General features: G+C 67.8%; 15 protein-coding genes. 9 read left to right on the top strand and 6 right to left on the bottom strand.

Going from position 1 to position 13,936, the window contains the following annotated elements; genetic code table 11:
• Positions 1 to 283: 283 nt before the first annotated feature.
• The 7 genes from DFR74_RS09325 (at position 284) to DFR74_RS09300 (ending at position 6,662) form a co-directional block, all read left to right on the top strand.
• Positions 284 to 1,144 (top strand): HalD/BesD family halogenase, encoded by an 861-nt coding sequence (locus DFR74_RS09325; RefSeq protein ID WP_067512270.1) that lies wholly within the window; start codon positions 284 to 286, stop codon positions 1,142 to 1,144.
• An 80-nt stretch (positions 1,145 to 1,224) separates the two neighbouring features.
• Positions 1,225 to 2,046, top strand: a complete 822-nt coding sequence (locus DFR74_RS09320) for a class I SAM-dependent methyltransferase (RefSeq protein WP_195124358.1) — start codon at positions 1,225 to 1,227, stop codon at positions 2,044 to 2,046.
• Positions 2,047 to 2,175: 129 nt separating this feature from the next.
• On the top strand, positions 2,176 to 3,993 hold the full coding sequence (locus DFR74_RS09315) for a choline/carnitine O-acyltransferase (RefSeq protein ID WP_067512240.1): 1,818 nt from the start codon (positions 2,176 to 2,178) through the stop codon (positions 3,991 to 3,993).
• Positions 3,994 to 4,083: 90 nt separating this feature from the next.
• Positions 4,084 to 4,347 carry a phosphoribosyl-ATP diphosphatase gene (locus DFR74_RS09310; RefSeq protein ID WP_067512238.1) on the top strand — a complete coding sequence of 88 codons (264 nt, stop codon included), beginning with the start codon at positions 4,084 to 4,086 and terminating at the stop codon, positions 4,345 to 4,347.
• 44 nt (positions 4,348 to 4,391) lie between these two features.
• Positions 4,392 to 5,243 (top strand): ATP phosphoribosyltransferase, encoded by an 852-nt coding sequence (hisG, locus tag DFR74_RS09305; protein WP_067512236.1) that lies wholly within the window; start codon positions 4,392 to 4,394, stop codon positions 5,241 to 5,243.
• A gap of 142 nt (positions 5,244 to 5,385) precedes the next feature.
• The gene (locus tag DFR74_RS37610) at positions 5,386 to 5,520 is read left to right on the top strand and encodes a hypothetical protein (RefSeq protein WP_267465086.1); all 135 of its coding nucleotides are present in this window, start codon (positions 5,386 to 5,388) and stop codon (positions 5,518 to 5,520) included.
• On the top strand, positions 5,520 to 6,662 hold the full coding sequence (locus tag DFR74_RS09300) for a YeiH family protein (RefSeq protein ID WP_067512234.1): 1,143 nt from the start codon (positions 5,520 to 5,522) through the stop codon (positions 6,660 to 6,662). Before DFR74_RS37610 ends, DFR74_RS09300 begins: the two co-directional genes overlap by 1 nt.
• Positions 6,663 to 6,730: 68 nt before the next feature.
• Here DFR74_RS09300 and DFR74_RS09295 read toward each other — a convergent pair whose 3' ends face one another.
• Complete coding sequence (locus DFR74_RS09295) at positions 6,731 to 7,618, bottom strand: RecB family exonuclease (protein WP_067512232.1); 888 nt, start codon at positions 7,616 to 7,618, stop codon at positions 6,731 to 6,733.
• Between the two features lie 70 nt (positions 7,619 to 7,688).
• On the opposite strand from DFR74_RS09295, the gene DFR74_RS09290 reads away from it, so the two are divergent.
• Entirely contained in the window at positions 7,689 to 8,522 is an 834-nt protein-coding gene (locus tag DFR74_RS09290; protein ID WP_067512230.1) for a tRNA (adenine-N1)-methyltransferase, read from the top strand.
• A 62-nt stretch (positions 8,523 to 8,584) separates the two neighbouring features.
• Here the strand turns inward: DFR74_RS09290 and DFR74_RS09285 are convergent, their stop codons facing one another.
• A complete protein-coding gene (locus tag DFR74_RS09285) occupies positions 8,585 to 9,055 on the bottom strand; it encodes a nuclear transport factor 2 family protein (protein WP_232331850.1) in 471 nt (156 codons plus the stop codon).
• 213 nt (positions 9,056 to 9,268) lie between these two features.
• Between DFR74_RS09285 and arc the strand changes: the two genes are divergently transcribed.
• Positions 9,269 to 11,029 carry a proteasome ATPase gene (arc, locus tag DFR74_RS09280; RefSeq protein WP_067512268.1) on the top strand — a complete coding sequence of 587 codons (1,761 nt, stop codon included), beginning with the start codon at positions 9,269 to 9,271 and terminating at the stop codon, positions 11,027 to 11,029.
• A 262-nt stretch (positions 11,030 to 11,291) separates the two neighbouring features.
• Here the strand turns inward: arc and DFR74_RS09275 are convergent, their stop codons facing one another.
• The 4 genes from DFR74_RS09275 to DFR74_RS09260 form a co-directional block, all read right to left on the bottom strand.
• The gene (locus DFR74_RS09275; RefSeq protein ID WP_147265765.1) at positions 11,292 to 11,780 is read right to left on the bottom strand and encodes a hypothetical protein; all 489 of its coding nucleotides are present in this window, start codon (positions 11,778 to 11,780) and stop codon (positions 11,292 to 11,294) included.
• A gap of 104 nt (positions 11,781 to 11,884) precedes the next feature.
• Positions 11,885 to 12,295, bottom strand: coding sequence for a hypothetical protein (locus tag DFR74_RS09270; protein ID WP_067512224.1), 411 nt, complete (start codon positions 12,293 to 12,295; stop codon positions 11,885 to 11,887).
• Positions 12,292 to 13,608: a hypothetical protein gene (locus DFR74_RS37045; protein WP_067512222.1), complete on the bottom strand. Its 1,317-nt coding sequence runs from the start codon at positions 13,606 to 13,608 to the stop codon at positions 12,292 to 12,294. The genes DFR74_RS09270 and DFR74_RS37045 overlap by 4 nt, the downstream gene beginning before the upstream one ends.
• Positions 13,605 to 13,916 carry a WXG100 family type VII secretion target gene (locus DFR74_RS09260; RefSeq protein ID WP_084537993.1) on the bottom strand — a complete coding sequence of 104 codons (312 nt, stop codon included), beginning with the start codon at positions 13,914 to 13,916 and terminating at the stop codon, positions 13,605 to 13,607. The genes DFR74_RS37045 and DFR74_RS09260 overlap by 4 nt, the downstream gene beginning before the upstream one ends.
• Positions 13,917 to 13,936 lie beyond the last annotated feature (20 nt).

Below are 13,936 nucleotides of genomic sequence, written 5' to 3'. Positions count from 1 at the left end.
GCGGTTCGCCACGACGTGCCACATCGACCGGACGCCGAGATCGCCGCAGCCCGCGAGACCCGCGCGGTGTTTCCGAACGGCAGCGACACCCCGCCGGAAAATTGTCGGCCGATCACCCGCCGCGCCGCCGAATTGGCCTGTCGCATCAGTGTGAATGATCACGTTTGCCACGGGAGTTACTGCGCCGCAACGCAAATGAGCACCGATGATAGGTGTGACCGGCGTCACCGGCAATCTTTCCGAATTCCGGGCGTGTCGTCGGCGGCTGCACCAGAATATCGCCATGGCAGGGACGGGAGTGCTGGACGAAATCGTCGATACCGCAAGGTATCCGCTCGATGCGCCGGACTCGGCGCGGTGGCGGGAGGCGGTGGCCGCGGCACGGACCGACCTGGCCGCCGACGGGTGCACCGTGCTGCGGGAGTTCATCCGGCCCGAACTCACCGAGCGGCTGCGCGCCGAGGGCGAGGCGATGGCGCCGCACGCGTACTACCGGACCGAACAGGTCAACGCCTACAACATCCCGCTCGACACCGACCTGCCCGCCGACCATCCGGCCGCCATCGTGCTCGAGCGCGGCAACGCCTTCGTGCCGCGCGACCGCATCCCCGCCGACGCGCTCATCCACCGGCTCTACACCTCCGCGCCGTTCCAGCGCTTCGTCGCGGACTGCTTCGGGCTGGCCGACCTGCACGAATACGCCGACCCGCTGGCCGGGCTGTGCCTGAACGTGGTCGCGCCGGGCATGTCGCACCCGTGGCATTTCGACACCAACGAGTTCACCGTGAGCATGCTGACGCAGCTGCCGGACGCGGGCGGGGAGTTCGAGTACTGCCCCAATATCCGCACCCCGCACGCGGAGAACCTGGCCGACGTGCGCGCGGTGCTCACCGGCACCGGCGAGCGGTTCGTGCGGCGCCTGGCCCTGCGCCCCGGTGATCTGCAACTGTTCCAAGGACGCTTCTCCCTGCACCGCGTATCCCCGGTTTCGGGTGCGGCGCAACGTCATTCGGCGATCTTCGCCTACACCGACCAGCCCGGGGTGATCGGCACCGCCGAACGCACCCGGCAGCTGTTCGGCAGGGTTCTGCCCGCACACGTCGAACGGGACAGCGTGGTCCGCGGCGACCGACTACTCGACTAGGCCCGGTCGTGGAGTCCGGGCGGCGGTGCCGGACGGGCTTCGAGACCTGGCCTACCGACCGAGCCGAGAGGAACGAACACGTGCCAGTGCCGTTGCATACGACCGGGAAAGCGTCCTTCGACCACATCTACGACCGCCCCGATCCCCGCCTGTACTACGCACGGATGTCCGAACTCGACTATCGGATTCCGCAAGCGGCGAAACCCTTTCTGGAACAGCAGATCCGGGAGTTCCGCGCCTCCGAGCGCACCGACACTCCCACGGTGCTCGACATCGGCTGTTCCTACGGTGTGAACGCCGCCCTGCTGCGCTTCGACACCACGATCGACGAGCTGGCCGCGCACTACCGCGACGGCGACGGACTCGACCGCGCCGCGCTGATCGCCCGCGACCGCGCGCGCCTGGCCGCCCGCGATCACCTGCCCGGCGTGCGCTTCGTCGGTATGGACGCCTCGGCGCCCGCGCTCGACTACGCGCGCGAGGCCGGTCTGCTGCACGACAGCGTGCACGCCGATCTGGAAGCGGCCGAACCCACCGACGCCCAGCGCGCGGTGCTGGCCGCCGCGGATCTGGTCGTGTCCACCGGTTGCATCGGCTACGTCACCGAGAAGACGCTCGTGCGCATCGCGACCGCGCATCCGCGCAAGCGGCCGTGGATGGCGCACTTCGTGCTGCGCATGTTCGATTTCGGGCCGATCCAGGCCGAACTCGACGCCCTCGGCTACCGCACCGAGCGGATGTCCGGTCTGTTCCCGCAACGCCGCTTCGCCTCGGCGGATGAACAGCGGCAGGTGCTCGGCACGCTGGCCGCCGCGGGCGTCGACGCCGACGGCCACGAATCCGAGGGATGGCTCTACGCGAGTCTGTACATCTCGCGCCCACTCAGGAATCGCCGGGCCTGACCTCTTGCCCAAACCCGGTCCCGCACCGAGGATCAGTCGTGGAGGACGTACTCCGCGAGTCTCACCGCACGGTCGCCCATCGACGTGCGCCCGTAGCACCCCCCGCACCCCCGATTCGAGGAATCCGACTTGACCGACCGCACCTTCGCCGCCGAAGACCACCTGCCCCGGGTACCGCTGCCCACATTGGAGGACAGCTGCGCCCGGTTCCTGGAGTGGTGCAGCCCGCTGCTGACCCCCGAGGAGCTGGCCACCACCGAGGCGGCGGTCGCCGACCTGCTACGGCCCGGCGGCGCGGGCCGCACGCTGCACGCGGCGGTGGCGGAGTACGACGCCACGCCCGGCGTGGGCAGCTGGCTCGACCAGTTCTGGCCCTCGCGCTACCTGGGCCGCCGCGACCGGATCGCGTTGAACGCCAACTTCTTCTTCCTCTTCCGCGACGACACCGCGCTGGCCGCCTCCACCGGGGCCAACCAGGTGGAACGGGCCGCGGCCATCGTCTCGGCCGCCGTGGACTACAAGCTCGCGCTGGACGAGGAGAAGATCCCGCCGGTCACCCAGCGCGGACAGCAGCTGTCCATGTGGCAGAACAAGTACCTGTTCTCCGAAACCAGAATCCCCGGCGCGCAGCAGGATTCGGTGCGGGTGCCCTACACCGAGGAGTGGCCCGGCCCGTCGCGTGAGCGGCACATCCTGGTCTTCTACCGCGGCAACATGTTCCGCGTGGACGTGATCGGCCCCGACGGCGCGCCCTACGCGCCCGAGGACCTTCAGGAGGGCCTGCGCGCCGTGCTCGAGGCGGGCGCGCACCCGGCGCGCACCGACACCGCCGTCGGCCACCTCACCACCAAGGCGCGCGCGGAGTGGGCGGCCAGCCGCGAGGCCCTGCTCGCCGAACCCGCCAACGCGGCCGCGCTGGACACCGTCGAGCGGGCGCTGTTCTGCGTCTGTCTCGAGGACTTCGCGCCGCGCGACGAACTGCAGGCCTGCGATCATCTGCTGCACGGTGACAGCGCCAACCGCTGGTTCGACAAGGCCGTCTCGTTCATCGTGTTCGCCGACGGCGGCGCCGGCATCAACGTGGAGCACTGCGGCTTGGACGGCACCACAATCCTGTCGTTCGTGGACACCCTGCTCGAGACGCCCGTCGCCGAGCACGCCGAACGCTCCGGCGCGCGCGTGCAGGGCAAGCCCCCCGTCGAACCGGTCGAGTTCGTCCTCGACGACGCGCTGCGCGCCGACATCGGGGCCGCGGGCGCGGCGTTCGCCCGCTACGCCGCCGAGAACGCCACCCAGACGGTGTCGTTCGAGGATTTCGGCACCGCGCGCGCCAAGCAGCTCGGCATCTCGCCCGACGCGTTCGCCCAGCTCAGCTACCAGCTCGCGCACCGGCGCAGCAAGGGCCTCACCGGCGCCACCTACGAATCCATCGCCACCCGCCAGTACCGCAACGGCCGCACCGAGGCCATGCGCGTGGTGACGCCGGAGATGATCGCGTTCGTGGACACGATGCTCGACGAGTCCGCCGACAAGGCCGTGAAACTGGCGGCCGCCCGCGCCGCCGCGCAGGCGCACGTGCAGCGCGCCAAGCAGTGCCAGGCCGGGGACGCGCCCGAACAGCACCTGTGGGAACTGCAATGGGTGCAGCGCCGCCGGGGCGCCGAACTGGGCGTCACCGAGCCGATCGCGCTCTACGACAGCCCCGGCTGGACGATCATGCGCGACGACTACCTGAGCACCAGCTCCGCGCCCTCGGTCAATATCCAGTACTTCGGTTTCGGCTCCACCAGCCCGAAGTGCATCGGCGTGGCGTACGTGCTGCTGCCCGACCGCTGGAACCTCTACCTGGCGACGCCGAAGTCGGTGGCCGACGAGATGCACGCGTTCGCGGGGCACCTGCGGGAGGCCGTGGAGGAACTCGCGGAGCTGCTGGCGTCGGGGACGTGAGGGGGTAGTGCGGGGATTCGGGCCGCGCCTCGGTGATCGAGGCGCGGCCCGCGTCCGTCCTGTTCCGGCGGTCTGAAAGAATCTCCTCCCGTGAAAACTTTCGAGGCCCTGTTCGCCGAGCTGCAGGATCGTGCCGCCACCCGTCCCGAGGGTTCCGGCACCGTGGCCGCGTTGGACGCCGGTGTGCACACCCAGGGCAAGAAGGTGCTGGAGGAGGCCGGTGAGGTGTGGCTGGCCGCCGAACACGAGAGCGACGAGTCGCTCGCCGAGGAGATCTCCCAGTTGCTGTACTGGGTGCAGGTCCTGATGGTGGGCCGGGGGTTGAAGCTGGAGGACGTGTACCGACATCTGTGACGGTCGCGCCCTTCCGTAGTTTCTCCCCGAAAGGACATCTGCCCATGCTGCGCGTCGCAGTTCCCAACAAAGGCGCACTCTCGGAGTCGGCCACCTCGATCCTGTCCGAGGCCGGCTACCGCAAGCGCACCGATTCGCGCGATCTGAGCGTCATCGACCCGAACAACCAGGTCGAGTTCTACTTCCTGCGCCCGAAGGACATCGCCGTCTACGTCGGCTCCGGCGATCTGGACCTCGGCATCACCGGCCGCGACCTGGCGCTGGACTCCGGCGCGCCGGTGCGCGAGCGCCTGGCGCTGGGCTTCGGCCGCTCCACGTTCCGCTACGCCGCCCCCGCGGGCGCCGAATGGAAGGTCGAGGACCTCTACGACAAGCGGATCGCCACCTCCTACCCGAACCTCGTGCTCTCGGATCTGCAACGGCGCGGGATCGAGGCCGAGGTGATCCGCTTGGACGGCGCGGTCGAGATCTCCATCCAGCTCGGCGTGGCCGACGCCATCGCCGACGTGGTCGGCTCCGGCCGCACGCTGCGCCAGCACAACCTGGTCGCGTTCGGCGAGACGCTGTGCGAGTCGGAGGGCGTGCTGGTCGAGCGCGAGGACTCCGATCAGAACGACCGGGCCCGCAACCAGCTCATCGCCCGCGTCCAAGGCGTGGTGTTCGCCCAGCAGTACCTCATGCTGGACTACGACTGCCCCAAGGAACTGCTGGACCGGGCCGTCGAGATCACGCCCGGCCTGGAATCGCCCACCGTGTCGCCGCTGGCCGACGAGTCCTGGGTGGCGGTGCGCGCGATGGTGCCGCGCAACCAGAGCAACACGGTGATGGACCAGCTCGCCGACATCGGCGCGAAGGCCATCCTGGCTTCCGACATCCGCTCCTGCCGCGCCTTCTGAGGTGATCCGGGCGGGTGCCGCAGGGTACCCGCCCGAATCCCGCGCCGCGCGTAATCAATTCACGCGGAATACAACCGGCGTGGGTCCCGGTGTCCGGTTGCTACGGTGCGCCCCTCGATGAGGGAACGCAAGGAGTACGACCGTGTCCGACACACCGCCCGAAGAACGTCCGGGCAGCACTTTCACCTGGAACGAGGACTGGCTCGCCGCCGTCGCCGGGCTCACACTGCTGGTGCTCGTCCTGGTGGGCGTCATCCCGGGCTGGCTGGTGCCCTGATGGCCGAGGAGAAGACCACAGACGCCCCGATCCGTTCGGAAACGGCCGCGCTGCAAGCGAATCCGAGCCCCACCCCGGCGCTGATCGCGGCCGGTGTCGCGGTGGTGTTCGCGCTCGGCGCGCTCACCAGGTTCCTGGAACTGCACGTGCCGGACTGGGCCGAGGACACCGCGTTCCAGCGCGTGGCCAAGTCCGTCGAGTACCCCGTCTACGCGATCGCGCTGGGCCTGATCGGCAACGTCGTGCTGTCGAAACTCGATCTGCGGGAGAAGCTTTCGGCCGGGTTCCGCACCGAGTTCTTCATCAAGACCGGCGTGGTGCTGCTCGGCGCGTCGATCAACCTGAAGATCCTCGTCACCGCCGCCGGGCCCGCGATCCTGCAGGCCCTGCTGCTGATCACCGCGGTGTTCGCGTTCACCTGGTGGTTCGGCGGGCTGCTCGGCCTGGACGACAAGTTGCGGGCGCTGCTCTCCTCGGCGGTGTCGATCTGCGGCGTGAGCGCGGCCATCGCCGCCGCGGGCGCGGTGCAGGCCCGGCGCGAGCAGATCGCCTACGCGGCCTCGCTGGTGATCCTGTTCGCGCTGCCCTCGATCTTCCTGCTGCCCTGGCTGGCCGACGTGTTCGGCCTGTCCGACGCGGTGGCGGGCGCGTGGATCGGCGGCAATATCGACACCACGGCCGCCGTCGCCGCCTCCGGCGCGATCGCGGGCGAGGAGGCGTTGCAGATCGCGACCATCGTCAAGACCACGCAGAACGCGCTGATCGGCGTGGTCGCCATCGCGCTGACCGCGTACTTCACGCTGCGCGTCGAGCGCAAGCCCGGGAGCCCGCGCCCGCCGGTGCGTCAGCTGTGGGACCGGTTCCCGAAGTTCGTGCTGGCCTTCATCGCGGCGTCGGTGATCGGCACCGTCTACCTGGCCTCGGTGGACAAGGCGACCGGTTCCGAGCACATCGGGATCGTCAACGATCTGCGCACGTGGTTCCTGATCCTGGCCTTCGTCTCCATCGGCCTGGAGTTCTCGCTGCGCGGCCTGCGCGACGCGGGCTGGCGGCCGATCGCGGTCTTCGGCTCCGCGGCCGTGGTGAATCTGGTTGTCGGACTGGGCCTCTCGGTGCTGCTGTTCCGCAACTTCACGGTGTGATGCCAGGGGTGGTGGTCCGGTGTGCGGGCCACCACCGCCGTCGACCTACAGTCGCCCCTGATCACCCGTCAGTCCGCGACGGCCTCCGCCAGCTCTTCCCCGGGCGACTCACCCGTCGGCCACCCCGGATACGGCGGCGGCGTGCCACCGAACGCCGGGCACAGCGCCTTGTACTCGCAATACCCGCACAACCAGCTGGTGCTCGGCGGGAAATCACCGGTGCGCCCGGCCTCGAGGATCGCCGCCCACAGCGCCGCGAGGGTGCGCTCGAAGCGATCGAGCTCCTCGGCGTCGGGCTCGTAGGTGAGGATCTGCTCGTCGGCCAGGTAGATCAGCCGCAGTTGCGCGGGCAACACGCCCCGCGTGCGTAACACCATGAGCGCGTAGAACTTCAACTGGAACAGCGCCCGGGTCTCGCGCGTGACGCCGGGGGAGCGGCCGGTCTTGTAGTCCACCACCCGCAGCTGTCCGGTGGGCGCCACGTCGATCCGGTCGACGAAGCCGCGCAACAGCACCCCGCCCTCGAGTTCGACCTCGACCTCCGCCTCGCGCGATTCCGGATCGAACCGGGTGGGATCCTCCAGCCGGTAGTAGCTCGCCACCAGGCGCTCCACCTCGCCGAGGAACGGATCGTCGGCCCCGTCCACCAGCTCGGCCACCTCGGGCCGCTCGGTCCGCACCCGCTCCCACGCGGGACCCACCAGGGCCGCCGCCCGCTGCGGGACACGCTCGGCCGCGGGGAGCCCGTACAGGTCCTCCAGCACCGCGTGCACCACCGTGCCGCGCACCGCCTGGCGCGAGGGCGGCTCCGGCACCCGATCGATCGCGCGCAGCCGGTATTTCAGCGGGCACTGCTTGAAATCCATTGCCCGCGAAGGCGACAGCGCCGGCCTGCGCCGCGCCCCACCCGATCGGGACGCGGCGTCGGCAGGGGGCGTGGACACGGGCGCTGGCATACCTGGCAGGCTATCCGGCGGCACCGACACGCCGGAGCCGAACCAGACACGAGCAGCGGAACGGAGATTCATGACGGCCAGACGGACCGGGCCATTCACCCTCGGGGACCGGGTGCAGCTGACCGATGCCAAGGGCCGCCTGTACACGGTGGTGCTGGAACCGGGCAAGGAGTTCCACACCCATCGCGGCGGGATCAAGCACGACGCCCTCATCGGCGCCGACGAGGGCAGCGTCGTGCAGTCCACCAACGGCACCCCGTATCTGGCGCTGCGGCCGCTGCTGGTCGACTACGTGTTGTCCATGCCGCGCGGCGCGGCCGTCATCTACCCGAAGGACGCGGCGCAGATCGTGCACGAGGGCGATGTGTTCCCCGGCGCGCGGGTGCTGGAGGCCGGCGCGGGCTCCGGGGCGCTGACCTGCTCACTGCTGCGCGCGGTGGGTCCCGAGGGCGAAGTGCTCTCCTACGAGATCCGCGAGGATCACGCCGAGCACGCCGTACGCAATGTCGAGACGTTCTTCGGCGAACGCCCCGCGAACTGGTCGCTCACCGTCGGCGACGTGGCCGACTACGCCGGCGAGCGGGTCGACCGCGTGGTGCTGGACATGCTGGCCCCCTGGGACGCGCTGCCGACCGTGTCGAAGGCGCTGGTGCCCGGCGGCGTGCTCATCGTCTACGTGGCGACGGTGACCCAGCTGTCGAAGGTGGTGGAGGCGCTGCGCGAGCAGGAGTGCTGGACCGAGCCGCGCTCCTGGGAGTCGCTGGTGCGCCCGTGGCACGTGGTGGGCTTGGCCGTGCGCCCCGAACACCGTATGCAGGGCCACACTGCCTTCCTGGTGAGCGCGCGGCGCCTGGCCGAGGGCACGGTCACCCCCAAGCCGCAGCGGCGGCCCTCGAAGGGCTGAGCGGCCGACAGCGCCCGTGCGGGGATCACCCCCACGCGGACGCTGTCACGCCGGCGCGCGCCTTACTGACAGGGCGCCTGGGCGAACTGGAGCAGGGTGCACGCGGTGAGGTCGGACAGCTTCCAGGTGCCGTCGACGCGCTCCCAGGTCATGGGCATCGCGGGGGCGGTGCCCTGCGGCGCGGTGATGACCACCTGGGCGGTGGCGGACTCGCCGGTCACCACGATGTCGGAGACGGCGAAGGTCAGGGTGCCGTAGCCGGCCAGCGCGGCGTTCATCTGGTCGATGTTCGCGGCGCGCTGCTCACCGTTGACGATGACAGCGGTCTTCTCGGGGGTGGTCTTGGCCGGATCGGCGACCAGATCCAGGGTGGCCTGCAGTTCCTCGGCGGTGGGCGCGCCCTCGGCTGCCTCGGCGGTGGTCGTGGCGGCGGCGCTGGTCGTGGTGGTCGCGCCGGCATCGCTGTCGGAGTCGTCCGAGCCGCAGGCGGTCAGGCCGACAGTAACGGCGAGCGCCGCTGCGGCGGTAGCCACGGAAACACGCAGTGTCCTGGCAGGGAGGAACATGTGAGCAACCTTTCGGTTTCGTGTGGCGACAGACCGCGCCACGTGTCGGGTTAGGGCAGGCTAACATGGTCCATCGGCCGTCGATCGCAGCACAGATGTGATCACCACGAAACCATGTCGGACAGCGAGAACGGTTCGCGCCCGGTAGCGTTGATAGACCGGGACTGGGAGGAGCAGCACATGAGCCCCATCGAGAATTCGGATTCGGCGGCCTGGAGAGAGCTCGAGGCGGTACGCGCCGAGGCGGCTGCGCTCCGAAGGCAACTGGCCGATTCACCGGATCGCGCACGGGAATTGGAAGCCCGCATCGATTCGCTGACCATTCGCAACACGAAGCTGATGGACACCCTCAAGGAGGCGCGCCAGCAGCTGGTCGCGCTGCGCGAGGAGGTCGATCGGCTCGGCCAGCCTCCGAGCGGCTACGGTGTCCTGATCGGCGTGTTCGACGATCAGACCGTCGACGTGTTCACCTCGGGCCGCAAGATGCGGCTCACCTGCTCGCCGAACATCGACACCACCACGCTCGAGTACGGCCAGACCGTGCGCCTCAACGAGGCGCTCACCGTGGTCGAGGCGGGCAACTTCGATTCGGTCGGTGAGATCGGCACGCTGCGCGAGATCCTCGACGACGGCCGCCGCGCCCTCGTCGTCGGACACGCCGACGAGGAGCGCGTGGTCTGGCTGTCGGCGCCGCTGGCCAAGGTCGCCGAGGTCGACGATCTGGAGGATCCCGACGCCCCCATCCGCAAGCTGCGCCCCGGCGACTCGCTGCTCGTCGACACCAAGGCCGGCTTCGCCTTCGAGCGCATCCCCAAGGCCGAGGTCGAGGACCTCGTGCTCGAAGAGGTGCCCGACGTGGACTACGGCGACATCGGCGGTCTCGGCAGGCAGATCGAGCAGATCCGCGACGCGGTGGAACTGCCGTTCCTGCACAAGGATCTGTTCCGCGAATACGCGCTGCGCCCGCCCAAGGGCGTGCTGCTCTACGGTCCGCCCGGCTGCGGTAAGACGCTCATCGCCAAGGCGGTGGCCAACTCGCTGGCCAAGAAGATCGCGGAGGCGCGCGGTGAGGACGCCAAGGAAGCCAAGTCGTTCTTCCTGAACATCAAGGGCCCCGAGCTGCTCAACAAGTTCGTCGGTGAGACCGAGCGCCACATCCGGATCATCTTCCAGCGGGCGCGCGAGAAGGCCTCTGAGGGCACGCCGGTGATCGTGTTCTTCGACGAGATGGACTCGATCTTCCGCACCCGCGGTTCCGGTGTCTCCTCCGATGTGGAGACCACCGTTGTGCCGCAGCTGCTTTCGGAGATCGACGGCGTCGAGGGCCTGGAGAACGTCATCGTGATCGGCGCCTCCAACCGCGAGGACATGATCGACCCCGCGATCCTGCGGCCCGGCCGCCTGGACGTGAAGATCAAGATCGAGCGGCCCGACGCGGAATCGGCGCAGGACATCTTCTCCAAGTACCTCACCGCGGACCTGCCGCTGCACGCCGACGATCTCGCCGAGTTCGGCGGCGACCGCGTCGCCTGCATCCGCGCCATGATCGAGCGCGTGGTGGAGCGGATGTACGCCGAGAGCGAGGACAACCGCTTCCTGGAGGTCACCTACGCCAACGGTGACAAGGAAGTCCTGTACTTCAAGGACTTCAACTCCGGCGCCATGATCCAGAACATCGTGGACCGGGCCAAGAAGTACGCCATCAAGGCCGTCCTGGACACCGGCAACCCGGGCCTGCGCATCCAGCATCTCTACGATTCGATCGTGGACGAGTTCTCCGAGAACGAGGACCTGCCCAACACCACGAATCCCGATGACTGGGCCCGCATCTCGGGCAAGAAGGGCGAGCGGATCGTCTACATCCGCACCCTGGTCACCGGCAAGAACGCCAGCGCGAGCCGGGCGATCGACACCGAGTCGAACACGGGTCAGTACCTGTAATCGAGTCGTCGAGGGCCGCGCATCTCACCGGGTGCGCGGCCCTCGGGCTTTTCCGGGCGGACGGCTATCCGGTGACGGCTACGGCGAATCGCGGGTGAGCGCGCACGACGATTCGTGCGTCGTCCTCCATCGGCCGGATACGGGCGTACTGGGTCGCGCGCGCGAAGGCGGCACCGGCGACAGTGATCATGCCTGGGAATCGCACGTGCCGAGTTCCACGGCGGTTACGGCGATCTCGGCATCGGTCCATGCGCTCTGCGTTCTACGGGTGGATGTCGACTGCGGCACCTATTTCTGCGAGGTCGCCATGATCGCTGACCCCAACTCGAACCGGCCCGCATTGGATGATCGACGACGGTTTACGCCCGCCGAACCGTAGCCGGATTTCCTGTCCGTCGGCGACGAATCCCAGGTCTTCCTGAATTTCGACCACAGATCCGTGCCGCAATCGATCGGCATCTCTCTGCCGCCAGATGCCGAGATCGAGCACAGGCACCGCGCCTTCGGAAATCTTCTCGTATCCCGATGGGACCAGTGCCTCCGACGCTGGCGGGGCGACCAGAACGATCGCCGAGGTCAGCATCCCTGTCTCCAGATCCACCTTGAACTCGACCTCACCACCTGAGCGCCCGGAGATTCGGAGATAGAGCAGATCAGCCGTGGACCGGGGTGACCACGAGACCTTCATCGGTATCCACGGATCGACCTCGGCGGTGGCGTCGGAACAGGCCCTGTGCCCAACTACCTTCACCACTGTTCTCCCATCATCCCACTGGGAGAGCGTGGATTGTCGTGGGGCTGACCGGCGCATCTCACGGGCTGCGCGGCCTCGCCGTTTCCCTGCCCCGTTCGCGTCTACGAGGAAGCGCCCTCAGCCGGACTCCGAGGTTCCCCCGACATGACAAACCGGAGGTCGGTTCCGCTCCAGATGCGCACCCGACCCCAATCTCCCTCCACCGAGAAGACACCGTCCTCGTTCACCAGCGAATCGATGTTCCCCATGTCTTCTTCGCCCGATGCGTCGGTGTAGATCTCCGCGGAACGTGTAACCCATTCGACCTTTGTCACCTCGGCGAACACCAGATCGCCACGGGCGTAGCAGTACTGTTCACCCGGCGGCGGAGCGTGGTACCTCGGATGCTCTGGTGTGAGTACTGCGTCGAGCTCGAACCTCACTTCGCCGGGTTCCTCTGATATGCCGAGAACGTAGCTGTCCTCGAGGTAGATGGCCGCCAGGTCCGGATAGTGCGTGTAGTCGCGCGTCATTGCCAATCCCAATCGATAGGAGTGTGATTCCCGGGGCTTCGTCTGTCTACGGTATTACCGAACGGGTCGATTCGTTCCCCGTTGGCATTTCTGAGCTCGACGTGCGGATCCTGACTTCCGGGGGCTCGGCTGCTGCCCTTCTTGATCGTCATTCTGACAATGCCGTTTTCATCGGTGTATTTCGGAGGTCCATTCGGCGTCTGCGATTTAGTCCAACCCTGCTCCAGGGCATACTTCTCAAGCTCGCTTGCTTTTGGTGTTCGCCCATTCTCGAAAAGGTCTTGTAAGTTCTTCGGCTTGAATACTGACCTCTTCAGTTTATCTATGAGCTCTGTCGTGAGTTCCTTGATGCGCTGAATTATTTCCCTGGTTCTGGCGCCGGCTCGCTCGATCGCGACTGCGGTCCGGAGCTTCGCCGCTTTGACGGCCGCCTTGATCAGGTCAACGAACTTGTCGATGATCCTCGCGACCGCGACGGCTGTCTTGGCAGCCACCGCGGCAGCGCCGACTCCGAAGCTGACAGCGGACGCGACCACGGACAGGGCGAGGTTGACCGCGACCTCAGTGGCGATCTCTGTTGCGAGTTGTTCGCACAGCTGCCTGAGGTCTTCTCGGAGCTCGTCATGGGCTGTCTTCTGGTCACGACAGGCCTGAGCGAGCTCGCCGTACGCGCCGCCGAGATCGCTCGCGGCCGTTTTGAGTTGGCGGAGGTCTTCATCGATGAAGTTCGCGTCCGGCGAGGTGACCTGTTCGAACAGCACGGCGGCGCGTTCGAGTTCGCTCGGTGCTGCTGTGACGGAGGCATTGTTGGCCAGGTTGTGCCAAACATCTCCGGAGCGTGACAATTTGGCGGTGTCCCCGTCGGGAATGGGTATCCCGACTTTCACAGCCAGCTCGAGCCCGTCGTCGACGAGCCCGCGCCCTGGTCCGCCAGCCGAAGGGGGCACGAGGAGCGAGACGAGTTCCTGCGGAGATAGGGTGAACGACGGATTCAAGTTGGGAGCAGCGGGCTCCGGTGTGCCGGAGTTCGGGTCATGGTCGGCGAGGGCGTGGTTGTACCCGGCCTGTTTGAGAACCTGGGCGTATCCGTCGAGTGCTACGACCATGTCGATCGACATTGTGTATATGTCTCTGCACTGCTGGTCGTAGGATTCGGCCCAAGTCTTGCCGTCGCCGACGCTTCCGGCCATGTTGGTGGTGTCGCCGAACGATCGCATCGCGGTTTTGAACGCTTCGAAGTAGCCGAAGGACGCCTTCGCGCAGATGTCGGCCGCATCATAGTAGGTCTGCGCGGACACATCGAGAACGGTCACGACTCGCTACCTGTCGAGCGACCGAGCATCCGTAGGTTCGTCGCGACGGCGGAGTTGTATCGGTCCCGGGCCGCCAGCGCTGCGGTACGCATGGCCTCGATGCCCTCGGCGACATCCTGGGCACCGCTCACCCATTTCGTGAACGCTTCGTCGGCGGCGGTGGCGGAGGGGCCGGTCCAACTGGACTGGAGCCCGGACGTGCGTTGCCGGATACCGGCAATGCTCTCGGTGAGGAAGCCGACGAAGCCAGTGAGTTGCGTTGAGATGTCCTCGAGTTCATCGAGGTTCACCCGGTATGAATCGGTCATTGACGTTTCCTCCCCGAGGT

The sequence above is a fragment of the Nocardia puris genome (assembly GCF_003315035.1).
GTDB lineage: Bacteria > Actinomycetota > Actinomycetes > Mycobacteriales > Mycobacteriaceae > Nocardia > Nocardia puris.
This window is presented reverse-complemented; position numbering and strand designations above follow the sequence as displayed.

Bases quoted from the DNA above. Each gene is read 5' to 3' on its own strand.
- DFR74_RS09295 (WP_067512232.1), bottom strand. From the start codon at position 7,618: ATGCCAGCGCCCGTGTCCACGCCCCCTGCCGACGCCGCGTCCCGATCG.
- DFR74_RS09290 (WP_067512230.1), top strand. From the start codon at position 7,689: ATGACGGCCAGACGGACCGGGCCATTCACCCTCGGGGACCGGGTGCAG.
- DFR74_RS09270 (WP_067512224.1), bottom strand. From the start codon at position 12,295: ATGACGCGCGACTACACGCACTATCCGGACCTGGCGGCCATCTACCTC.
- DFR74_RS09325 (WP_067512270.1), top strand. From the start codon at position 284: ATGGCAGGGACGGGAGTGCTGGACGAAATCGTCGATACCGCAAGGTAT.
- arc (WP_067512268.1), top strand. From the start codon at position 9,269: ATGAGCCCCATCGAGAATTCGGATTCGGCGGCCTGGAGAGAGCTCGAG.
- DFR74_RS09300 (WP_067512234.1), top strand. From the start codon at position 5,520: ATGGCCGAGGAGAAGACCACAGACGCCCCGATCCGTTCGGAAACGGCC.
- DFR74_RS09260 (WP_084537993.1), bottom strand. From the start codon at position 13,916: ATGACCGATTCATACCGGGTGAACCTCGATGAACTCGAGGACATCTCA.
- hisG (WP_067512236.1), top strand. From the start codon at position 4,392: ATGCTGCGCGTCGCAGTTCCCAACAAAGGCGCACTCTCGGAGTCGGCC.